Here is a 22147-nt window from a genome sequence, read left to right as displayed (position 1 = left end):
CGGAGGTGAGGGAACATGGAACTAATCAAGACTTTAGCTGAAGTACCGGAAGATGAGCTCTTTACCGGCGGTCACGGCGGCTGTCGCGGCTGCGGTGCGGCCCTGGCGGTGCGCCAGGCCATGAAGGTCCTGGGCCCGCGGACGATTATCAACATTCCTGCTTCCTGTATGGCTACCATCGGCGGGTCGGGTTTAACTACTGCCTGGAAGGTGCCCTTTTACCATTCCCTTTTTGAATGCGCCCCGGCGGTTGCGTCAGGCATCAGGGCGGCCCTGGACATCCAGGGGATTAAAGACGTTAATGTAGTCTCCTGGGCCGGTGATGCCGGCACGGCCGACATCGGCTTCCAGTCCCTGACCGGGGCGGCCGAACGTCAGGAAAATATTATTCACGTCTGCTACGACAATGAAACTTATATGAACACCGGCGGCCAGGCCGGCAGTGTTACCCCCTACCAGGCGATCACGCCTGACACGCCTGCCGGCAAGCCGACGCCGCGCAAGGATATGCTGGCCATAATGGCCGCCCACCACCCGCCTTATTTGGCTACGGCCTCGGTCGCCTATCCCCTGGACCTGATGCAGAAATTCCAGAAGGCAATGGCCATCCAGGGCTTTCGTTACATCCACATCCTGGCCCCCTGCTTCAGGGGCTGGGGCATCCGGGAGGACCAGACGGTGCAGCTTGCCCGCATGGCGGTGGAGTGTGGCCTGTGGCAGCTTTATGAAGAGGTCGACGGGCGGCGGCGGGTGACGGTTGTCCCGGAACGCCGGATACCGGTGCGGGAGTACCTGCGGCTCCAGGGGCGCTTTAAAAACATGGATGAAGCGGCCATCCAGGACCTTCAGGACGAGGTTGATCGCCGCTTCCGGGAGGTGCAGTCATGATCGAAATTCGCTTTCACGGCCGTTACGGCCAGCCGGTAACCGCCCTGGCCGGAAAAGTGGCCCAGGCCGCCCTGGCGGCCGGCAAATATGCCCAGGTCTTTGAAAATTTCGGGGCCTACCGGCCAGGGGCGGCGATGCAGGCGGTGGTTCGGATTGATGACGACTTTATCAGGGAGCGCTCGGCCAATGCCACCCGCCCCGATGTCGTAGTGGTCCTGGACAACAGCCTCCTGGCTATCATGGATGTGACCAGGGGGTTGAAGACCGGAGGGCAGGTTATAGCCATTAACGCTGATCCGGAGGTAAAAAAAAGCAATCAGTCGGTTAACTGGCAATTGATTTCCCTTGATTCAGGCGCAGGTGTAAATAAAGAAGAAGTGATTTTAGCAGCATTAAGCAAGCTGGGCGTGTTTACGCCCCACAATTAAATGGAGTTTTTTCCGGGGTGTAGTTCATTGAATTTTAGAGGGGAGTGATGCAGGATTTTTTTACTAAAAATAGCAAGGGGGGGACGCCGTAGAAGGTTATTATAAAAGGGAATATAGAAATCAAGCCGAAAATTAAAATTAAAGACAGGGGGGAACCTAATGATTATCGAAAGTGCAGTTGTGGCCTTATCCGCCTTTGTAGCCGTTATTGCTTTGCTCTTTTTGCTTATCGGGAAGTTCAAATGGCATGTTTTCCTGTCCCTCTTAATCCCCATCGTCTTAATGGGGCTAGTTACAGGCAAGAATATAAATGCTTTTATTAAAGCTTTTGAAACAGGTTTTGGTAAAACAGTCCAATCTATTGCCGTCGTAATTGTCCTTGGCTCGATTATTGCCGAGGCCTTAAAGAATACTGGCGGCATTGAAAAAATTACCTTAACCATGATTAAATGGGTCGGCGAAAAAAGGATGCCCCTGGCCCTGACTTTGACCGGTTTCGTTATCGGAATTGCCATCTTTTCCGACATCGGTTACGTTATCTTGAATCCTTTAGTGCATTCGGCGGCTATTAAAGTAGGCACCAATATGAGCGTGATGGCTACGGGACTGGTGGGGGCCATGCAGCTTACCCATGCCATGGTGCCACCTACACCCGGACCGCTGGCGGCCGCGGCCCTGGTAAAAGCCGATGTTGGTAAAATTATCGTTTTTGGTAGCATTGCCTGCCTTGTAGGCTCCCTGGCGGGCTGGGTTTATGCACAAATAGTGGGGCCACGGGTGCCTTCACCACCGTCGAAAGAGTTTCTGGGTCAATCATTTGCCGAAAAAGGGATGGAAGCCGAACTGCCCACCACGGCGGCGGCATATGCGCCTATCCTCATCCCCTTAATTTTGATTGCCGGGCAGAGTGTAGCTTCTTTTGCCCTTCCTAAAGAAAGCTTTTTAAGGCTTGCCCTTACCTATTTAGGTTGGCCGGTTGTGGCCTTATCCATTGGTGTTTGGCTGGCCTACCGCAATACCAAGGGAGAGCAGAAAAAGAAACAAAACAGTGAGTGGATTGAAAATGCCCTGCGGACTTCTGCTATGATCATTGTTGTAACTGGCCTGGGTGGGTCCTTGAGTGAAATTTTAAAGGGAACACCGGCGGTAGATCTGATTGCTAAGTCCGTGGCCCAGACGGGGGTTCCGGCCATTTTCCTGCCCTTTGTTTTAGGCGTAATTGGCAACATGATAACCGGTTCGACGACTGTAGGCGTCATTACTGCAGGTTCTCTGGTAGCCCCCATGCTGGGAACTCTTAATTTAAGCCCGGAAGCTGCCATGCTGGCCGGGGCCGCCGGTTCGGTAATTATCAAATATGTAAATTCCAGTTATTTCTGGGTATGCACTTCTCTTTCCAAGATGGAACTTAAATCTGCCTTGATTTCCTACGGCGGCGTTACGCTCGTTGGCGGTATCTTCTCCATGATTGCCGTCTATGTCATGTGGCTTATGCATCTTATTTAAGCAACAAAAACCTGGCCCGGATGGAAGTTGCTTGCAGGCGCCCAATCCGGGCCAGGTGAGCTAAAAGCAGAAAAAGGCTAACCGATACTGCATTGGGCGAGATGGATTTTACAGGCACCAGACGTTTTTACCATATACCCGGGTATGTTCGGGTGGTTGTATAGGCGTTTATGTGCAAAAGGTAAACTGAAGGCTAAATTTTTAGAAGGGAAGTCTTCAGGCATGAACTTTTTCTTTAAAGCCCTGGGTGCTGCAGCCGGGATGGAGCGAATAGTACCAGGCGAAGAGATAACCATAAACGTTGATTTAATTCTTGCTCATGATGGTACTGCCGCTAAAGTCCTGGCTGCCTGGCCTGAAGGGGAAAAAGTCGCGCAACCGGCAAAAGTGGTTTTTACTCTCGATCATGTTATGCCGGCGCCGACGATAGCGAGCCGGCAACTTCATTTGCAATTAAAGGCTTACGCCCGCCAGCAGGGAATTAACCTTTTTGACAAGTGTGAAGGTGTCCTCCACCAGGTGGTGGCCGAATTTTTCCAGCCCCGGGCCGGCATGATTATTGCCGGTGCCGATGGTCATGTAACAACGTCAGGCGCCTTTGGTGCCATAGCATTTTCTCTGACCCCTGCCGATTTGGTACCGGTATTGCTTGCCGGACAACTTCGCTTAGCGGTGCCGGAAACGGTAATAGTAAAAATAAATGGCAGCTTGTCACCAGGGGTATCCCCGCGTGATCTAGGATTGGAACTCCTGCGACGCTTGGGAGGAGGCGCCTTAAAAAATAAAGCCCTACTGCTGCAGGGAGAGGGTGTCTGGCAGCTTTCGCCGAGTGGACGGATGAGCGTTTGTAACCTGATCGGCGAAATGGGCTGTATGACGGGGATGATCCTGCCACCAGAGGAACAGGTTGCCGGCAGCGATTTAATTATTGATGCTTCTACGCTGCATCCCCTTGTTGCCTGCCCTCCGGCTCCAACTAAAATTCAACCGGTGCATGAAGTGGCCGGCTTAACCGTAACCCAGGTTCTGGTAGGCGGTTGCGGGAGCGGTCGCCTGGAGGATTTTGAGGAACTGGCCGCTGCTATGAACGGCAGACCTGTTCACAGGGAAGTAAACCTGCTGTTAGTACCGGCATCCAGGGCTGTTTTGCAGGAGATGGAAGCCAGGGGTTTGAGCAGGAGCTTACTACAGCAGGGGGCCGTAATTCTGCCTCCCGGTTGTGGTCCCTGTCCGGGGCAGCATGCCGGCTTGCTGGCGCCTGGCGACCGGGTGCTGGCAGCTACAGTCCGCAACACTCCCGGGCGCATGGGTTCTCCCGAGGCGGAAATTTACCTGGCTTCACCCCGGACGGCAGGCCTGGCAGCTATCGCCGGAGCCATTGTAGCCGGTTGACGATTACCTTCTTGTAATAAGCCTCCCTCCCAGAGGGACGGCTTTATTGTTTATAAGGAGCTGCCTATAGCAGAGAACCGATTCTCCTTGACGCCCCGTAAAGGGTCTGGTAAAATTATAATGTTGTTCTGGCTAATCCCGATGCAGGGGCTATTTTTTTGCCCGGAAACAGGTTGAGGAGGGGAGACGGATGGCTGGAAAATATGATGTGGTCATCGTTGGCGCCGGCCCGGCAGGGATTTTCACCGCCCTGGAGCTGGTACGGCAGGAAAGCGGGCTCAAAGTGCTCATCCTGGAGAAGGGGCACGGTCTAAATCGCCGGGTGTGCCCGTCCAAGGAGACGCGTTCCAGCTGCCTGCACTGCAACCCCTGTTCGGTAGTATCCGGGTGGGGAGGAGCCGGGGCTTTCAGTGACGGCAAATTAACCCTGTCGCCGGAAGTCGGCGGCTGGCTGAGTGAATATATACCGGAACGGGAAGTAACGGCTTTAATAGATTATGTCGACGGCGTCTACCGCCATTTTGGGGCGCCGGAAAAGGTCTACGGCAGCCTCGAGGATGAGCGGATTGCCGATATCCAGCGCCAGGCCGTCCTGGCCGATTTAAAGCTTATCCCAGCCCCCATTCGCCACCTGGGTACCGGGCGCACCCAGGAGATCCTCCAGGCCATGAAGGATTACCTGGAAGAGCGCGGTGTCGAGGTGCGCACCGATACGCCGGTTGAGGAAATCCTAGTGGACAACAACCGGGTTACCGCGGTGGTTACCCGGCGGGGTGAAGAGATCGGTGCCCGTTATGTGGTCCTGGCTCCCGGCCGGGAAGGCGCCGACTGGCTGCGCCGGGTGGCTGCCAGTTTAAACCTGAAGCTGGCCGTCAATCCCGTGGACATCGGCGTGCGGGTGGAAGTGCCGGCCGCCGTTATGGAACACCTGACCAGCGTTATTTACGAATCCAAATTTATCTTTTACTCGCGGAAATTCGACGACCGGGTACGCACCTTCTGCATGAACCCTTACGGGGAAGTAGTGCTGGAAAATAATGAGGGCCTGGTGACGGTTAACGGCCATTCCTATGCGGACAAAAAGACCAACAATACCAACTTTGCCCTGCTGGTGAGCAAAACCTTTACCGAGCCTTTCAAGGAACCTATTGCCTACGGCCGTTATGTGGCCCAGCTGGCCAACCTCCTGGGCGGCGGCGTTCTGGTCCAGCGCCTGGGGGACCTCCTGTCGGGGCGGCGGACTACGGCCGACCGCCTGGAGAAGGGCCTGGTAACGCCGACCCTGACCGAAGCCACGCCCGGGGACCTGTCCCTGGTCTTCCCTTACCGGCACCTCACGGCTATTGTGGAGATGCTGGCGGCCATGGATAAAATCGCCCCGGGGATCTATTCCCGGCACACCCTGCTCTACGGCGTGGAGGTTAAATTTTACTCTTCAAGGCTCAGCTTGAGCCGGGAACTGCAGACCAATATCCCCGGCCTGTACGCTGCCGGCGACGGCGCCGGGGTTACCCGGGGTCTGGCCCAGGCTTCGGCGGCCGGCGTCATTGCCGCCCGGGCCATTATAACCGGCGCTTAACCGGCGGTCCCGTCGGCACCCGGCCCCGGTACGGGGCGGGGAAGAAATAAAACTGGGTTATAAACAAATAATATCAATATATTGAAAGGCGGTGCTTGCATGGCGGCGGTAGTCCTGGTGGGAGCCCAGTGGGGCGATGAGGGCAAGGGGAAAGTTACCGATTACCTGGCGGAGAAAGCGGAAGTGGTAGTCCGTTACCAGGGAGGGAGCAACGCCGGCCATACGGTAATGGTCGGGGAACGGGAGTTCAAACTGCACCTGGTGCCTTCCGGCATCCTCTACCCTGGCAAGCTCTGCCTTATCGGCAACGGCGTGGTTGTCGATCCGGCCGTCCTGGTCCAGGAACTGGACGGCCTGGCGGAGCGGGGTGTAGATACATCTGGTTTACGAATCAGCGACCGGGCCCACCTTATTTTACCTTACCATAAGGGCCTGGATGCCGCCGAGGAAGAGCGCCGGGGTGAAGCCCGGATTGGCACCACCAAACGGGGCATCGGTCCTGCTTATGTAGATAAAACGTCCAGAACGGGCATCCGGGTGGGCGATCTTCTTGACTGGGAGGAATTTCGTGACAAACTGGCCCGCAACCTGGCCGCAGTCAACGAAGTGCTGGCAAAAATTTACGACCGTCCGGGCTACGAGCTAGAGGCCATCCTGGACGAGTATGCCGGTTATGCCGGGTGCCTGCGGCCCCTTATCGCCGATACCGGCCGCCTGGTTAACGGGGCCCTGCAGGAGGGCCGCAAAGTTCTCTTTGAAGGCGCCCAGGGGACGCTCCTGGACCTGGATCAGGGGACCTATCCTTTTGTGACTTCTTCTTATCCCACGGCCGGCGGGGCCTGTATCGGTGCCGGCATCGGCCCGACGAAGATCAACAAGGTCCTGGGAGTGGCCAAGGCCTATACAACCCGGGTGGGAGCCGGGCCTTTCCCGGCTGAAATAACGGGAAGCCTCGGCGACACTTTGAGGGAGCAGGGCAGGGAGTACGGTACTACAACCGGGCGGCCGCGCCGCTGCGGCTGGCTGGATACGGTAATCCTGCGTCATGCCGCTGAAGTCAACAGCCTGACGGGCATCGCCCTGACCAAGCTGGACGTCCTGACGGGCATAGAGCCTCTTCGTATTTGTACCGGTTATCGCTACGGTGGGGAGATCCTGCGGGATTTCCCGGCCAGGTTGAAAGTCCTGGAGCAGTGCGAACCGGTGTATGAAGAACTGCCCGGCTGGCATGAAGATATCACCAAGGCCAGGACCCTGGCAGATTTGCCGGCCGCCTGCCGGGGATATATCCGGCGAATCGAGGAACTGGCCGGTGTACCCATTCATCTTATCGCCGTCGGCCCGCGCCGGGACGAGACTATTGTGGTGGAAGAAGTTTTATAAGCCATGTTCATGTTTACAACTGGCCTGGGAAGGCCAGTTTTTATTTTGGGGTAAGATTGCCGGCATGAATAGCAGCGGTGCTGGTTAATATTTGTAACCAAGTTTGCGAAATGGATAACACAAACATTAAATATTATACGGGGCCTTTTTAAAGGGAGCCGCAACAAACAAGAGGCCTCCGGCAAAATACTTATTGAATTGCTGCAAAAAAATGTTATAATAGAACCATCAGGTGGTCAGGCCGGACAAAATTACCAGACCATTGCGAGCCTTAAGATATTGTGATGAAGGGTTTCCATACGGCCATTTTCCTGGGCGGGACTTTAAGCGGTGAACATGGCATCGGCATCGCCAAACAAAAATATATGGAGCTGGAATTCGGCGCCGGCGGCGTTGCCGTCATGCAGCGGCTCAAGGAAGCCCTGGACCCCCTGGGTATTTTAAACCCGGGCAAGCTGGTGGGTCCCATGCCGGCAAAGGAGTGATCCTGCCGTGAATCCTTTTGATGACCTGGCCCTGGTAGAAGAGGAAATGGCCAGATGTATGAAATGCGGTAACTGCCAGGCGGTCTGCCCTTTATATAAAGAAACCCTGCGGGAGGCGGCGGTAGCCCGGGGCAAGGTCCAGCTGGCCTACGCTTACCTCAAGGGAGAGTTACGGGCAACCCACCGGCTGGCAGAGAAACTGCTCTTTTGTCTTACCTGTATGGCCTGTGTCGCCAACTGTCCCAGCGGTGTCCGCATCGATACGGTAGTTCTGGCCGCCCGGGCGGCCATGGTGCGGGAAAAGGGCCTGCCCTGGGTAAAAAAAGTGATCTTCCAGGGCTTAAAGCGCCCCCTGCTCTTTGACACGGCCCTTAAAACCGGTCGTCGCTTCCAGCCCCTGGCCCTGCGCTACCGGCCTGACATCCAGCGCTGTCAGCCCCGCTTTCCCATCGGGCTGGAACTGCGGCGGGTATTACCGCCCCTGGCTAGAAGGACTCTGAAAGAAGAGTTTCCCGGGGTAGCCCGCCCGGTAAAACCACGGGCCCGGGCGGCCTTTTTTACCGGTTGCCTGGAAAATTATATTTATACCGATATCGGCAGGGCAGTGGTTAACGTCCTGCTGGCCAATGATATTGAAGTCGTAATCCCGGGGGACCAGCATTGCTGCGGCGTCCCAGTGTTGTTCCACGGCGACGCTGTCACGTTCAAAGAAATGGCAGCTTCCAACCTGCATGTTTTTCAGGGTTATAACTTTGATTATCTGGTGGTGGCCTGCGCCACCTGCGGCGAGGCCTGGAAGCATTTTTACCCGCAGGTCTTTGTGGATAGTTCCGGGGGAGAAATAGCCCGGAACATGGCCGCCAGGACCAGGGACATTAACGAACTGCTGCTGGAAATTGATTTTCGCCGGCCGGCGGCCGTTTTGCCCTTTGAGGTAACCTACCATGATCCCTGTCACCTGGTGCGCGGCCAGGGCATCAGCAGGGAACCGCGGCAGGTGTTGCGCTCTATTCCCGGCCTTGAATTGCGGGAAATGAAAAACGCCGGCTGCTGCTGCGGCGGCGCCGGTTCTTTCAGCCTTACCCATTATGATATGTCCATGCGGGTCCAGGCCCATAAAGTGGCGGCCATCAAGGACACCGGGGTTGATACGGTTGTTACCGCCTGCCCGGCCTGCCGCATGCAGCTGGAAGACGGCCTGGCCCAGGCGGGGCTGCCGCTGCGGGTTTTTCATGTCGTCCAGCTGCTGGAACAGGCTTATGCCGGCAGTGAGGCAGGAAGAGATGGGCTAGAGGTGGGATAAAGAATATCCGGACACGGGAGGGTTATTCTTGGCTCAAGATGATTTAATCTCTTTCTTTACCCGCCAGGCTGAAGCTATGGGGGCGCAGGTTATACCGGTAGACGGCGTCCGGGACATCGGGCCGCAACTGGTTGAGGTTTTAAAGTCCTATGGCCGGAAGGTTGCGCTGGTCGATTCTCCTGTCGCCAGGGAAGCGGGCCTGGAGGCGGCCCTGGCGGCAGCCGGTTTTCACATTGAAAAGGACGGCGCCGGTTTTGCCCGCCAGGTGGATACCGGCATTGTCGAGTTTGATTATGGTATCGCCGAGACGGGGACCCTGGCCATGGACGCCACCGGCCTGAAAGAGCGCCTGGCGGCCATGTTGCCCCTTACCTGCGTAGCCCTGCTGCGGGCAGGGCGAATCCGGGCCAATTTGTCCGGGGTAATCGACGCCTACCTGGAACGGGGCAACTGGCCGGGGTATTTTACCCTGGTCACGGGTCCCAGCCGTACGGCCGACATCGAGCGCAGCCTGACCATTGGTGTGCACGGGCCGGAAAGGCTGTTGATTATCCTGGTAAAGGACAACGGGGGTGACCGCCTTGGCCGGTAAAGAGTTTAGACGTCGTATCCACCGGGCTCTCAATAATGCCAGCCTGCGCGGGGCACTGGAACGCTTTGCCGACGCTTATATCATTTCCCGTGAACAGGTCTACGCCGGCCGGGATTTTGCCGCCCTGCGCGAGAGGATTGCTGCCATCAAGGCCGGCGCCGCCGGCCGTTACGAGGAACTGGCCGAGCAGTTCACCCGGGCGGTAGAGGCCCGGGGCGGCAAAGTCTTTCGCGCGAAGGACGCGGCGGCCGCCAGGGAATATATCTACCGGGTGGCGAAAGAACACGGCATAACCGATATCGTTAAGTCCAAGTCCTTTGCTTCGGAAGAGATCCACCTCAACGAGTTCCTCCAGGAACACGGTATTACTCCCCATGAGACCGACCTGGCCGAATGGATCTTGCAGCTCATGCCCGGGGAAAGGCCGTCCCACATGGTCATGCCGGCCATCCACCTGCCCAAGGAGGAGGTGGCCCGGGTCTTCAGCCGTTACCTGGGTGAACCGGTGGAGCCGGATATTAAAAACATGGTCCGCATCGCCCGCCGTGAGTTGAGGAAAAAGTTTCTTACCGCCGGCATGGGCATCAGCGGCGCTAACATTGCCGTGGCCGAGACAGGGACCATCGTCATCTGCACCAATGAGGGCAACGCCCGCCTTGCTACCACCGTACCGCCGGTCCACGTGGCCATCGTCGGCTACGAGAAGCTGGTGCCGGAGCTGAAAGACATCGTGCCCATCCTGGAGGCCCTGCCCCGCAGCGGTACCGGCCAGCCCATTACCAGCTATGTGACCATGATTACCGGCCCGGTCCCGGCCTGGCTGGGCGAAGGTGAGGGGATTAAGGAACTGCACGTCATCCTCCTGGACAACGGCCGTACCCGGATGGCCGCCGACCCGGTCTTCAAGGAAGCCCTGCAGTGCATCCGCTGTGCCTCATGCACCAATGTCTGCCCTGTCTTCCAGCTGGTCAGCGGCCAGGTCTACGGCCATATCTACAGCGGCGGCATCGGCAGCATCCTGACGGCCTTCTTTAACTCTTTGGAAGACGCTGCCGACCCCCAGAGCCTGTGCATCGGCTGCCGGCGCTGCGCCGAGGTCTGCCCGGCGAAGATCAATATCCCCGACCTGGTATTAAAACTCCGGGAGCGGGTGGTGGAGAAACAGGGCCTTTCCGGCGGTTACCGCATCGCCCTCCGCGGGGTGGTGGCCAAACCGGAACTCATGCATACCCTGCTGCGGGCGGCGTCCCGCCTCCAGGGGCCGGTGACCTGCGGCCGGCCTTTCATCCGGCACCTGCCCCTCTTCTTCAGCAGTTTTACGGCAGGGCGGAGCCTCCCGGCCATTGCCGGTAAGCCCTTGCGCGACCGGGTGAAGGACCTGGAACGTCCTTTAAGCTGGCCCCGCCTGCGGGCCGCCTTTTACAGCGGCTGCGTTATTGACTTTGTCTACCCGGAGATCGGCGAGGCCGTTTATAAAGTGCTGGGCCGTGAAGGCGTGCAGGTAACTTTTCCCCGGGGACAGGCCTGCTGCGGCGCACCGGCTATTTACGCCGGCGACCGGGAGACGGCGGTTAAACTGGCCAGGCAGAATATTGCCGCCCTGGAAGGCGCCGGTGCCGAAGTAATCGTTACCGCCTGCCCCACGTGCGCCGTGGCCCTCAAGAAGGACTTTCCCGGGCTCCTGGCCGGTGACCCTGCCTGGGAAGGGCGGGCCCGGGCTATTGCGGCGAAGGTCAAGGACTTTACCGAACTGGTTTATGAATTGACCGGCGGGCGACAGGAATCTCCCGGATCACCAGCCGGCAATGGTGAAAAACAGCATCCGGGGGAATTGATACCAGCCGGTAAACAGACGGTCAAAGTCACCTATCACGATTCCTGCCATTTCAAGCGTCACCTGGGCCTGGACCGGGTGGCGCGGGAGGTGTTAAAGGGCCGGCAGGGGATAGAACTGGTAGAGATGCGCGAAAGCGACCGCTGTTGCGGCTTCGGCGGTTCTTATAGCATTAAATACCCGGAAATCAGCAGGCCCATCCTGGAGCGCAAGCTGAAAAATATAATGGATAGCGGTGCGAAATTGGTGGCGGCCGACTGTCCGGGCTGCGTCCTCCAGCTCCGCGGCGGTCTGGACCAGTTGGGGAGCGACGTAGAGGTAAAGCACACGGCCGAGATACTTGCGGCTTCTGAAGAATGAAGTGACGTTAATGTTTGATGGATGAGATTCATTTTGCCATGAGGTTCATAATAGTTAACAACAATTTATAGAGGAGGGAGCAGGGATGGAATTAAGACCTATACGGCCAAAAAAAATATATGAAGAAATCGTCCAGCAGATTAAGGACCTCATTGGTGAGGGCAACTTGAAGCCGGGGGACCGCCTGCCTTCGGAGCGGGAACTATCCGAGCGCCTGGCCGTCAGCCGGTCCTCCGTCCGGGAAGCCCTGAGTGCCCTGGCGGCTATGGGCGTCATTGATATCCGGCCGGGAGAGGGTACTTTTGTCCGGAATATCCGCAACGGTTCCATTGTTGAGCCCCTGGCCATGGCCCTGCTCCTGGACCGCCAGGCAGCCATAGAGCTCCTGGAAGCGCGCCAGGCCCTGGAAGGCGAGGCCGCACAGCTTGCGGCCCGCCGCGCCGGGCCGGAGGATTTAGAAAAAATGGCCGAGATTTTAAAGGAAATGGAACGAGACCTGCGGAAGGGCACCCTGGGAGAAGAGGCCGACCTGCGCTTTCACCTGGCCATGGCGGAAGCGGCCCGCAATTCTGTACTGGCCAGGTTGATGCATACGGTATCCGACACCATGCGCCAGGCCCTGCATACCAGTCGCCAGCGTCTTTATACTACCCCCGGCAACCCGGAACTGCTCTTTGAGCAACATAAACGCATTTACGAAGCCATCAAGGCCCACAATCCCCGCGCTGCCCGGAGGGCAATTTGTGAACACCTCCGTTTTGTCGAGCGGGAATTGCAAAGGGAATAGGAGAACTGCCGCCCGGACCTTCTTTGTCAAAGAGTCCCGGCAGTCAAAAAGGCGGGATAATATGCATTAGACCCACCGGGGACATCCAGGTGGGTCTAATGAATCATATCGCCGGTTATATCTTCGGCATTATATAATGTCCAGGGGTCAACGGTCAGGCAGTTGCTTTCATCCCTTTTTCCAGTTAAATCCCAGGCCGCTGTATTATCCAGGATGGTCAAAGTGTTTTTAAATACCTCTTTATTTTGCAGGGGTTCAAAAATCCCGTATAATTGATTTTTCATATCGTAGCGGGTCACTTTGCCGTCAACGAACTGGCAGATAATGGCGTAATCCCTTTCTTTATCAGCATATACCTGTATTAATGCTGGTGGAATCATGTTTATCAACGCTCCTATCTGAGGGGATCAATTTTAAACAGCTCTTTCTTATGATAAGCATTATGCCAGTTATCCATTAATTCATCCTGGTGCAATAAGGTCCAGGCTATGACCAAACTTGCCTGCTTTTTGGGAAGCTGGCCTTTAATAATTAATTATTACAGTCTCATCATTCCCTAAAAACTGCTTCTGCTATTTATTATTATACCATGCTATACGTATCACAAAAGCCCCTTCCCGGGGCTTTAATCTTTCGTGGCGGAGCCGACGGGAATTGAACCCGCGATCTCCGGCGTGACAGGCCGGCATGTTAGACCGCTACACTACGGCTCCAGGTCTGGTGACCCGTGGGGGAATCGAACCCCCGTTACGAGCGTGAAAGGCTCGTGTCTTAACCTCTTGACCAACGGGCCATATATCTGGTGGGCCATCGGAGACTCGAACTCCGGACACCCTGATTAAAAGTCAGGTGCTCTACCGCCTGAGCTAATGGCCCACAGGTTACTATATTACATGCTTATATCACCCCTGTCAAGGGGGGGATTAAATTCCCAGCCTGGGCCCAGGATAAACCAGGGCCGCGGATCGTAATCGTATTTGGGAAAACAAAAATAAAATGCCTGTAAAACCAAAAATAGAATCAAAAAAAATTTTGATACCGGAAGGAATCGATGATTTAATAGCGAATATATTAAGCAAAACAAAAAATAGTAGCTTGTTTCCGGAAAGGGGGCTGGGGCATGCGGGCTGAAGACCGGCGGCAGGAGATAATCCGGCATCTGAACGAGCAGGGCATCGTTAAAGTTACCGAACTCAGCGATATCTTTCAAGTGACCGAAGAAACCATCCGCCGCGACTTGGAACGCCTGGAGAGCGAGGGCTTTTTAAAGCGCACCCACGGCGGCGCCGTAAAAATTGCCTCTAACCAGGAAGAGACGGCTTTCCACATCCGCAATATGCGCAACCGCTACGAAAAGCAGCTCATCGGTAGGAAGGCAGCGGAACTGGTCCAGCCCGGGGATGTTATCGTCGTTGACGCCAGTACTACTGCTCTGCAATTGGTCCATTATATTAAAGATAAAAAGGACCTGGTGGTAATTACCCATGCTTTAAAGGTTGTGATGGCCCTGGTGGGGAACCCGGACATAACGGTCATCTGCACCGGCGGCACCCTGCATTCCCGTACTTTTTCCTTCGTAGGGCCCCTGGTGGAAAATGCCCTGGCGAGCTACAACATTAAGAAGGCTTTTGTTTCCTGCAAGGGGGTAACCCTGGAGGAAGGGATCACCGAATCTACCGAAGTGCAGGCCAGGGTGAAAGCGAAGATGTTGCGGGGAGCTAAAGAGATAATTCTTTTAGCGGATCATGATAAATTTGGTACGGTAGCCCTGGCTACAGTGGCACCGGTAACGGCAGTACACAAATTGATTACTGATATGGGCACTTCTGAGGAGGAATTAGAAAAATTTCGCCGGGCCGGAGTGGAAGTACTTGTAGTCGGAGGGGCGAGCGGTGTCTCGGTAGGGCCACGGGCTGAAAAGAGATTGACGTCATAAGGGTATAGGCTGTAAAAATCAAACAAGCATCCTGGCCGATCGGGGAAGGACGGGTTTGAATGAGTCAAATGCCTTTTCTACAAATGAGAAATATAAACAAAACTTTTCCGGGCGTCCGAGCCCTGGATGCGGTCCGGCTGGAAATTCTGCCGGGTGAAGTTCATGCTCTGGTGGGTGAAAACGGTGCCGGCAAATCAACTTTAATAAAAATATTGGCCGGTGTGGAACAACCCGATCCAGGGGCGGAAATTTTAATCGATGGGAAACCGGCGAACATCCGGCAGCCCATTGACGCCAATCAGCAAGGTATAGCTGTTATTTATCAAGATTTCAGCCTTTTCCCTAACCTGACGGTGGCTGAAAATATAAGTTTTGGCAAGGAAATAGGCCTGGGCAAGCGCTTTGTTAACTGGTTCGAGATTAAAGAAACAGCTACAAATGCCCTGGCTGAGCTAGGGGTTGAATTGGATCTTAATCTACAATTAGAAAGATTACCTGTAGCCAAACAGCAACTTGTAGCTATTGCCCGTGCTTTGGCCTTTAATGCGAGATTTATAATCATGGATGAGCCCACTTCTTCCCTGTCCCGCGGGGAGGTTGAGAGCTTATTTAAAATCATCGGTACCCTAAAAGAAAAGGGAATCGCTATTCTTTTCGTTAGTCACAGATTACAGGAATTATTTACTATTGCCGAACGTTTTACTGTTTTGCGTGATGGCAAATATATCGGTACCTATCTTAAGGATGAACTCAATGAAGAAAAACTCATTTCCTTAATGGTAGGCCGCAGGATAGAATTCATAAAGCAATCCCGAAGCAAAACGGGACCAGTTTTGTTGGAAGTAAAATCCCTAACCAAGAAGGGTAATTTTAAAGACATCTCTTTTACCCTGCATAAAGGAGAAATACTGGGCCTTACGGGTTTAGTCGGCGCGGGGCGGACAGAAGTAGTCCAGGCCTTATTCGGACTTAACGTTCCGGATAGCGGAGAAATTTATCTGGACGGCGTCAAGGTTAATATACGCTCACCGGAAGAAGCCATGGGTCTGGGTATTGGTTATATTCCGGAAGGCAGACAACGTGAAGGGCTGGTATTAAGGCAATCGGTAGCCCAAAATATTTCCCTGGCCTTGCTCAAAAAAATAAGGGGCAAATTTGGTCTTTTGAATGCCGGCAAGGAGAAAGAACTTGTAGAGGAGTATATGGAGGCCCTGGACGTAAGGCCACGGCTGCCCAATATGCTGGCGATGCAGCTTTCCGGCGGCAATCAGCAAAAGGTAGTTCTGGCCAAATGGCTGGCCACACGCCCTAAAATATTAATTATTGACGAACCAACCAATGGCATAGATGTCGGTGCCAAAGCGGAAATTCACAAACTCCTGCGGCAGCTGGCATCGCAGGGGATGGGTATCCTTATGATCTCCTCCGAGCTGCCTGAAATTTTGGCAGTTAGCGATCGTGTTCTGGTAATGCGCCGGGGCCGGTTGGTGGGCGAGTTTGCTATCGAAGAAGCCACCCAGGAAAAAATTATGAACAGGGCTTTTATGGGAATGCCGGGCAGGGTAACGGCTTAAACCTGCCTTCGGCGATACAGGGAGAAGGTGTAAAAAATGAAACAACGCACCAAATCAAAGGAACTATGGATTTTTATAATATTGGTGGTTCTATCAGTCTTGATAAGTGCTCGCAGCAATGTTTTCCTGCGGCCGGATAATTTAATTGACCTGCTAAAAAACAATGCCGTCCTGGGTATCATGGCTTTAGGAATGACGCTGGTCATTATTACAGGAGGAATCGACCTATCCGTCGGCGCGGCGGTGGCGGTGCTGACGGTTTTAATCGGCAAATTTATGGTGACTTTTGGCGGCAACCTGCTACTGACTTTTTTAGTTGCTGTTGCAGGCGGGGTTATCATTGGAATAATAAACGGCACTTTAATTGCCCGGGCTAATATTCCTGCCATTGTAGTTACCCTGGGTTCCATGAGCATTATAAATGGTCTTATGCTTTATTACACCAACGGCTCCTGGATTAACGATCTTCCTGCTTGGTTTATAGATTTCGGCAAAATCACCCTTTTTAAGTTTCATGATGCCGGTGGGAATGTGGTGGGAATCCCTATTCAGATAATAATTTTCCTGATAATGGCTTTATTGACCTGGGCGCTATTAAAATATACCCTCATGGGCAGGGCGGTATATGCCGTGGGCGGCAATCCTGTTTCGGCCAAAAGAGTTGGTATAAATATAGAACGCACTTTGATATTTGTATATGCCTATATGGGCTTCCTGGCGGGCGTGGCGGCAGTTACCCATACGTCTATTATGCGACAGGTTGATCCCAATGCCTTTTTGGGGTTTGAATTACAAGTAGTCGCGGCAGTGGTGGTCGGAGGGGCCAGTCTCGCGGGTGGTAACGGTTCTATCATTGGCACAGTCCTGGGTGTCTTATTTATGGCGGTTCTGAATAACGGGCTTATCCTGACTCATATCCCGACCTTCTGGCAAAAAATTATTGTTGGGTTAATCATTATCTTGGCTGTCAGCTTTGATGTAATCCAGAGGAAACGGATGGAAAAGAGCCTGCCTAGAGTGGATGTAGAATATTAAAGAGGGTGGAATCTTTGTTAAAAACAAGCAAAGAAATGATACTCCTGTATGTTTTTGTGGGTCTCTTTTTGCTAATGTCAGCTGCTTCTCCCTCGAAGTTTTTAACCCTGGGGAACCTCCAGTCCATGGCCACCCAGCTGCCCGAATTAGGCCTGATAGCCCTGGGTATGATGGTGGTTATTATTACGGGCGGGATAGATCTTTCGATTACCTTTACTGCCGCCTTATCTGGGATAGTTGGCGCTTTGGTCCTGTCTTCCGGCTATAGTGCCGGGGTTGAGGGAACAGCAGTTATATTTTTAATCATAAAGGCCCTGCTGGCAACCCTAATCACCGCCTTAATCTGTGGCTTTGTAAACGGCTTACTCATATCGTATGTGGGTGTTTCGCCCATCCTTGTCACCCTCGGAACCATGACGCTTTTTGAAGGGATGAGTGTTTGGCTGACCAAAGGCGGTGCCATATCTGGATTTCCGGGACAGTACCAGTGGATTGGCAATGGTTATTTGGGATTTATTCCCGTTCCAATCTTAATATTTATCGTCTTTGCCGTTTTGACTTTGATTTTACTGGAGCGAACGGCCTGGGGAAGAAGCGTTTATATGTTTGGCTGTAACCCGGTGGCTACCTTTTTTTCAGGCATCAATACCAAAAAAGTGGTAATGCTTGTTTATCTCTATGCAGCAATGATGGCTGCCATGGCCGCCATCATTATGACCTCCCGCTATAATTCGGCCAAGGTGGATTATGGTTCGTCTTATTTATTACAAAGCGTGGCCATTGTGGTCCTGGGTGGGACCGATATCGCAGGGGGCTATGGTAAGGTTGTAGGAACGGTTGTGGCAGCAGGTATAGTCCAGGTACTATCCAGCGGATTGAATTTAATTGGTATTAACAGGTTTATGGTCGACGTGACCATGGGAGTCCTGTTAATTGCCGTATTGTTATTAAACTCCTTCATTAGTAAAAGAAAGCAGGGAAAGGGGGTAAAAAAAGAGCCGAAAAAGATTGGTATTGCCGTGTGAGAAGAGAAGTAGGGATTAAAGACGAGATTAAGGAGGTGAGGGGAAAAGTACAGTAATTGGATAAATTCAACTATATCCCTTTTTTCGCACTTTGATAAAAGGAGGTTATCGAATTAATGAAAAAAATTATAGCGCTTCTATTATCAGTGTTGTTTATGGTTTCCCTCTTAGCTGGTTGTGGCAGCGACAAGTCTAACACCCAGTCGCAGCAGCAACAAGGACAGCAGCAGACCGCTTCGACCAAGGACAATAAATATAAAATTGTTGTCATGCCCAAACTGGTAGGCATCCCCTATTTTAACGCTTCCGAGCAGGGCGCCAAAAAGGCCGGCCAGGACCTGGGCGTAGAGGTGATTTATACCGGTCCCACCAAGGCCGATGCCGCTGAGCAAGTAAAAATGATTGAAGATCTTATTAACCAGGGCGTTGACGCTATTGCCGTGGCGCCTAACGACCCGGCTGCCTTGACCCCTGTGTTAAAGAAGGCCAAGGATAAAGGTATCCTGGTTGTCGACTGGGATACACCGGCCGATAAGTCGGTGGTCGATCTATCGGTGCACCAGATAGATGATAAGCAATATGGTGAGCATATCTGGGACCTGCTTGTCCAGAGTATGGGCACCGATAGTGCTGAATATGCAATTATTACCGGAGGTCTCTCAGCGGCTAATTTAAATACCTGGATTAACTATGGCCTGGAGTATGCCAAAAGCAAATATCCCAACCTGAAATTGGTTACCGACAAGATCCCATCCGATGAAAAGCAACAGGTGGCTTACCAGAAGGCCCTGGAACTGATCAAGGCTTATCCCAACTTGAAGGGTATTATTGGCATCAGTACCCCGGCTCCTATCGGCGCTGCCCAGGCGGTTCAGGAAAAAGGTTTGCAGGATAAAGTCAGCGTCGTCGGGACCGGCCTTCCCAATGACTCCAAAACCTATCTGAAGGACGGGTCCCTGGATGTTGCGACTTTATGGGAACCGGCCAAACTGGGTTATCTTACGGTTGCCTTAATTAAAGACATGCTGGATGGCAAGAAGCCCACCGACGGGCAGGAAGTGCCCAATGTAGGCAAGATCCAGGTCCAATCAGACGGCAAGACGGTCATTATGGGACCGCCTACCGATTTTACCAAAGATAACGTCGATCAATTCAACTTCTAAACGTTAATTGGGGAGGGACAGGGGTTTGCCCCTCCCCTTTTAACCTGAAGTAACGTTAGAGGCAGGTGTAATAAGCATGGAAACCAGATTTTCCACCGGCGTCTGGGCCTTTGACGGCTGCGGTGACCGCTTCTTACTAAGCGGTTATCGCGAAGGCAAACCCGTGGCGGAGCGCATCAAAGAGGCTGCCAGCATTCCCGGTTTGAGCGGCGTAGAGTTAAACTACCCGGCCGACGTGACCGATGCCAACCTGGATGAAGTTGAAAAGGCCCTGCAAGCTAACAACCTTCAGGCTTCTATTATTGGCGTAGATCACAGCGGGCAGCGCAGGTGGCAGTTTGGCAGCCTGGCGGCGGCCGATGCTTCTATCCGCAGGGAAGCCGTAGCCCTGGCCCAAAAAGGTATGGACGTAGCAGCCCGGCTGGGGGCGAACCAGATTAATATCTGGCTGGGACAGGACGGTTTTGATTACTGCTTCCAGGTGGATTATCAAAAGGCATGGCATTGGCTGGTAGAGAGCCTGAAGGAGATAGCCGGTTATCGCAGCGATGTCCGGGTTTGCGTAGAGTACAAGCCCAAGGAGCCGCGGACTCATGCTTTCATTAATAACGCCGCTAAGGCCCTCCTGCTGGTCCAGGAGGTAGGGCTGGAAAATATCGGGGTTACCATCGATGTCGGCCATTCCCTCAATGCCGGGGAAAATGTGGCTGAAGCCCTGGCGTTACTGGCCGGCCACGGCAAGATGTTCCACTTCCACTTCAATGACAACTATCGCAGCTGGGACGACGACCTGTTGGTAGGTTCGGTCCACCTGGTCGAGTACATTGAGCTCCTTTACTGGCTGCAAAAAGTGGGTTATGACGGCTGGTATTCCCTGGACGTCTTTCCTTACCGGGAGGATCCGGTACAGGTATGCCGGGAGAGCATTGCTACTTTGAAAGGCATCTTAAACCTTTTAGAGCGGCTGGGAATCAACAAGCTGGACGAGCTAATCGCAAAAGGTGATGCTATTGCTACCTTGAGCTTTATCCGGCAGCACCTCCTGCCCTGAAGAAATAGGTAGCTAGCAAGAGAGGAGACATCATAGTGGCTTCCGAGTATCAAATCAGGCAGGACATTTGTGAAGTAGGCCGGCGTATTTACGCTAAAGGTTTTGTCGCCTCCAACGACGGTAATATCAGCGTCCGCATCGGGGAGAATGAAGTTTTAACCACCCCTACGGGCGTGAGCAAGGGTTTTATGACACCCGACATGATCATCAAGGTGGACCTGGAAGGGCGAAAAATAGCCGGCAGCGTTAACGTTAAACCTTCATCGGAAATCAAAATGCACCTGGATGTTTACCGGCACCGGCCGGATGTACGGGCGGTAGTTCATGCCCACCCGCCTGTGGCCACCGCCTTTGCCGTCGCCGGTATTCCCCTGGACAAACCGGTACTGCCGGAAATCATCATCAGCCTGGGCGCCGTTCCCATCGCCAGGTACGGCACTCCCTCTACTGAAGAGATCCCCCTGGCGGTCAGGGAGTACCTGGATAAATACGATGCCGTCCTGCTGGAAAATCATGGTGCCCTGACCATGGGGACGGATGTCTACAACGCCTTTTACAAGATGGAATCCATCGAGCACTTTGCCAAGATCAGCCTGGCAGCCCGGCAGCTCGGCGGGGAACGGGTTCTCCCCGGCGAGGAAGTAGAGAAACTGCTGCAGATCCGGGAAAAGTTAGGCGTCAGCGGCCGTCACCCGGGATGCACGGGATGCGGAGCCTGCAACATATCCGGTCAGGCGGATAAGGGGGCGAGCGGCATCCCGGCCGAAGAACTCCAGGAAATCATCAGCGCGGTAACCGGGCAGGTCCTGGCTTCCCTTGGGTATAGGAAACAGTAAAGAAGGGTTAATGTACCCACATCCTACCCTTAAGTTAAATTAATTACAACCGGTGCAAGTCAATTACGGAGGCACACCATGAATAACCAAGCCCTGGGTATCATTGAAGTTCGCGGCCTGGCCGCTGCCGTTGCCGCCGCAGACACTGCCGCCAAGACAGCGGCAGTTACGATCCTCGGCTGGGAGCCTACCAAAGGCGGCGGGCTGGTGGTATTAAAAATCAGCGGTGAAGTCAGCGCCGTCACGGCAGCCATCGAAGCGGCAAAGGAACAGGTTGTTAACGTCAGCACCGTTTTTGCCAGCCGGGTCATCGCCCGGCCCAAGGAAGAACTGGCGGAGTATTTAAGCTAAGGAATTCCTAAGTAGAAATTCCGGAGAACTTTAGAAATTAAGGAGGAAGATTCAACCCATGAGCGCTTTAGGCCTCATCGAAACCAAAGGACTGGTCGCGGCCATCGAAGCCGCCGACGCCATGCTAAAAGCCGCCGGCGTCGAACTGGTAGGCATGGAAAAGATAGGTTCGGGTCTGGTGACCGTCATGGTCAGCGGCGAAGTCGGTGCCGTGAAAGCCGCCACCGAAGCCGGCGGTGCTGCCGCCGCTAAGCTCGGGGAAGTCATTGCCGTCCATGTGATTCCGCGTCCCCATGCCGATGTAGCCCGTATCCTGCCAGCTAAAAAAGACGACAAAACTAAGGGGGTAGATTAACATGAAGGACGGCGCCCTGGGGCTTATCGAAACCAAAGGTTTGGTCGCTGCCATCGAAGCAGCCGATGCCATGCTCAAGGCCGCGAGTGTCGAACTGGCCGGCATGGAGAAGATCGGGTCCGGTCTGGTCACCGTCATGGTCAGCGGTGATGTCGGTGCCGTCAAGGCGGCTACCGAAGCCGGGGCCGCAGCCGCCGGGAGGCTCGGCGAGATTGTTGCCGTCCATGTAATCCCGCGGCCCCATACGGACCTCAGCAGGGTATTACCGGCATAAAGCGGTGAGC

Annotated in this window: 22 protein-coding genes, 3 tRNA genes and 1 pseudogene; 21 read left to right on the top strand and 5 right to left on the bottom strand. The window is 54.1% G+C overall.

The genetic code is table 11. From position 1 onward, the window contains the following. Positions 1 to 15 precede the first annotated feature (15 nt). The 11 genes and pseudogenes from NWF31_RS01880 (at position 16) to NWF31_RS01830 (ending at position 12537) form a co-directional block, all read left to right on the top strand. Positions 16 to 888, top strand: a complete 873-nt coding sequence (locus NWF31_RS01880) for a thiamine pyrophosphate-dependent enzyme (RefSeq protein ID WP_258358798.1) — start codon at positions 16 to 18, stop codon at positions 886 to 888. Next, entirely contained in the window at positions 885 to 1316 is a 432-nt protein-coding gene (locus NWF31_RS01875) for a 2-oxoacid:acceptor oxidoreductase family protein (RefSeq protein WP_258358797.1), read from the top strand. Before NWF31_RS01880 ends, NWF31_RS01875 begins: the two co-directional genes overlap by 4 nt. Before the next feature lie 159 nt (positions 1317 to 1475). Next, the gene (locus NWF31_RS01870; RefSeq protein WP_258358796.1) at positions 1476 to 2822 is read left to right on the top strand and encodes a GntP family permease; all 1347 of its coding nucleotides are present in this window, start codon (positions 1476 to 1478) and stop codon (positions 2820 to 2822) included. Between the two features lie 222 nt (positions 2823 to 3044). Next, on the top strand, positions 3045 to 4214 hold the full coding sequence (locus NWF31_RS01865; RefSeq protein ID WP_258358795.1) for an aconitase family protein: 1170 nt from the start codon (positions 3045 to 3047) through the stop codon (positions 4212 to 4214). Positions 4215 to 4404: 190 nt separating this feature from the next. Next, the gene (locus NWF31_RS01860; RefSeq protein ID WP_258358794.1) at positions 4405 to 5793 is read left to right on the top strand and encodes an NAD(P)/FAD-dependent oxidoreductase; all 1389 of its coding nucleotides are present in this window, start codon (positions 4405 to 4407) and stop codon (positions 5791 to 5793) included. A 99-nt stretch (positions 5794 to 5892) separates the two neighbouring features. Beyond that, positions 5893 to 7176, top strand: coding sequence for an adenylosuccinate synthase (locus tag NWF31_RS01855; protein WP_258358793.1), 1284 nt, complete (start codon positions 5893 to 5895; stop codon positions 7174 to 7176). A gap of 293 nt (positions 7177 to 7469) precedes the next feature. Then, positions 7470 to 7661: pseudogene (locus tag NWF31_RS01850) on the top strand (FAD-binding oxidoreductase); the annotation flags it as partial. Between the two features lie 7 nt (positions 7662 to 7668). Next, positions 7669 to 8964, top strand: coding sequence for a (Fe-S)-binding protein (locus NWF31_RS01845; protein ID WP_258358792.1), 1296 nt, complete (start codon positions 7669 to 7671; stop codon positions 8962 to 8964). A 28-nt stretch (positions 8965 to 8992) separates the two neighbouring features. Continuing rightward, entirely contained in the window at positions 8993 to 9556 is a 564-nt protein-coding gene (locus tag NWF31_RS01840; protein WP_258358791.1) for a LutC/YkgG family protein, read from the top strand. Next, positions 9546 to 11750: an L-lactate dehydrogenase (quinone) large subunit LdhH gene (gene ldhH / locus NWF31_RS01835; protein ID WP_258358790.1), complete on the top strand. Its 2205-nt coding sequence runs from the start codon at positions 9546 to 9548 to the stop codon at positions 11748 to 11750. The genes NWF31_RS01840 and ldhH overlap by 11 nt, the downstream gene beginning before the upstream one ends. An 85-nt stretch (positions 11751 to 11835) precedes the next feature. Then, on the top strand, positions 11836 to 12537 hold the full coding sequence (locus NWF31_RS01830) for a FadR/GntR family transcriptional regulator (RefSeq protein ID WP_258358789.1): 702 nt from the start codon (positions 11836 to 11838) through the stop codon (positions 12535 to 12537). Positions 12538 to 12632: 95 nt separating this feature from the next. On the opposite strand, the gene NWF31_RS01825 is transcribed toward NWF31_RS01830, so the two are convergent. The 5 genes from NWF31_RS01825 to NWF31_RS01810 all read right to left on the bottom strand — a co-directional run bounded on the left by NWF31_RS01825 (position 12633) and on the right by NWF31_RS01810 (position 13413). Further along, a complete protein-coding gene (locus NWF31_RS01825; RefSeq protein ID WP_258358788.1) occupies positions 12633 to 12917 on the bottom strand; it encodes a DUF2442 domain-containing protein in 285 nt (94 codons plus the stop codon). A gap of 14 nt (positions 12918 to 12931) precedes the next feature. Beyond that, the gene (locus NWF31_RS14875; RefSeq protein ID WP_422880234.1) at positions 12932 to 13066 is read right to left on the bottom strand and encodes a DUF4160 domain-containing protein; all 135 of its coding nucleotides are present in this window, start codon (positions 13064 to 13066) and stop codon (positions 12932 to 12934) included. A 107-nt stretch (positions 13067 to 13173) separates the two neighbouring features. After that, positions 13174 to 13250 (bottom strand) — tRNA-Asp (locus tag NWF31_RS01820). A gap of 5 nt (positions 13251 to 13255) precedes the next feature. Then, positions 13256 to 13330: transfer RNA gene (locus NWF31_RS01815), tRNA-Glu, on the bottom strand. A gap of 7 nt (positions 13331 to 13337) precedes the next feature. After that, positions 13338 to 13413, bottom strand: a tRNA-Lys gene (locus NWF31_RS01810). Between the two features lie 244 nt (positions 13414 to 13657). Here NWF31_RS01810 and NWF31_RS01805 point away from each other — a divergent pair. From NWF31_RS01805 to NWF31_RS01760, 10 genes are all read left to right on the top strand, one after another. Next, positions 13658 to 14473, top strand: coding sequence for a DeoR/GlpR family DNA-binding transcription regulator (locus NWF31_RS01805; RefSeq protein WP_258358787.1), 816 nt, complete (start codon positions 13658 to 13660; stop codon positions 14471 to 14473). Positions 14474 to 14532: 59 nt separating this feature from the next. Continuing rightward, positions 14533 to 16047 (top strand): sugar ABC transporter ATP-binding protein, encoded by a 1515-nt coding sequence (locus NWF31_RS01800; RefSeq protein WP_258358786.1) that lies wholly within the window; start codon positions 14533 to 14535, stop codon positions 16045 to 16047. Between the two features lie 36 nt (positions 16048 to 16083). Continuing rightward, entirely contained in the window at positions 16084 to 17082 is a 999-nt protein-coding gene (locus NWF31_RS01795; RefSeq protein WP_258358785.1) for an ABC transporter permease, read from the top strand. Positions 17083 to 17096: 14 nt separating this feature from the next. Further along, the gene (locus tag NWF31_RS01790) at positions 17097 to 18107 is read left to right on the top strand and encodes an ABC transporter permease (protein WP_258358784.1); all 1011 of its coding nucleotides are present in this window, start codon (positions 17097 to 17099) and stop codon (positions 18105 to 18107) included. A 116-nt stretch (positions 18108 to 18223) separates the two neighbouring features. Next, the gene (locus NWF31_RS01785; RefSeq protein ID WP_258358783.1) at positions 18224 to 19270 is read left to right on the top strand and encodes an autoinducer 2 ABC transporter substrate-binding protein; all 1047 of its coding nucleotides are present in this window, start codon (positions 18224 to 18226) and stop codon (positions 19268 to 19270) included. A gap of 76 nt (positions 19271 to 19346) precedes the next feature. Then, positions 19347 to 20321 carry a sugar phosphate isomerase/epimerase family protein gene (locus tag NWF31_RS01780; RefSeq protein ID WP_258358782.1) on the top strand — a complete coding sequence of 325 codons (975 nt, stop codon included), beginning with the start codon at positions 19347 to 19349 and terminating at the stop codon, positions 20319 to 20321. A gap of 35 nt (positions 20322 to 20356) precedes the next feature. Next, positions 20357 to 21157 (top strand): class II aldolase/adducin family protein, encoded by an 801-nt coding sequence (locus NWF31_RS01775; RefSeq protein ID WP_258358781.1) that lies wholly within the window; start codon positions 20357 to 20359, stop codon positions 21155 to 21157. Positions 21158 to 21235: 78 nt separating this feature from the next. Further along, positions 21236 to 21508, top strand: a complete 273-nt coding sequence (locus NWF31_RS01770) for a BMC domain-containing protein (RefSeq protein WP_258358780.1) — start codon at positions 21236 to 21238, stop codon at positions 21506 to 21508. Positions 21509 to 21566: 58 nt separating this feature from the next. Further along, entirely contained in the window at positions 21567 to 21863 is a 297-nt protein-coding gene (locus NWF31_RS01765) for a BMC domain-containing protein (RefSeq protein ID WP_258358779.1), read from the top strand. Between the two features lies 1 nt (position 21864). Next, a complete protein-coding gene (locus NWF31_RS01760; RefSeq protein WP_258358778.1) occupies positions 21865 to 22137 on the top strand; it encodes a BMC domain-containing protein in 273 nt (90 codons plus the stop codon). Positions 22138 to 22147: the final 10 nt, after the last annotated feature.

The organism is Neomoorella sulfitireducens (assembly GCF_024733845.1).
In the GTDB taxonomy this organism is placed as follows: Bacteria; Bacillota; DSM-521; order Neomoorellales; family Neomoorellaceae; genus Neomoorella; species Neomoorella sulfitireducens.
Note: the sequence above shows the minus strand (reverse complement) of the source record. Positions and strands in the feature narration are given on the sequence as shown.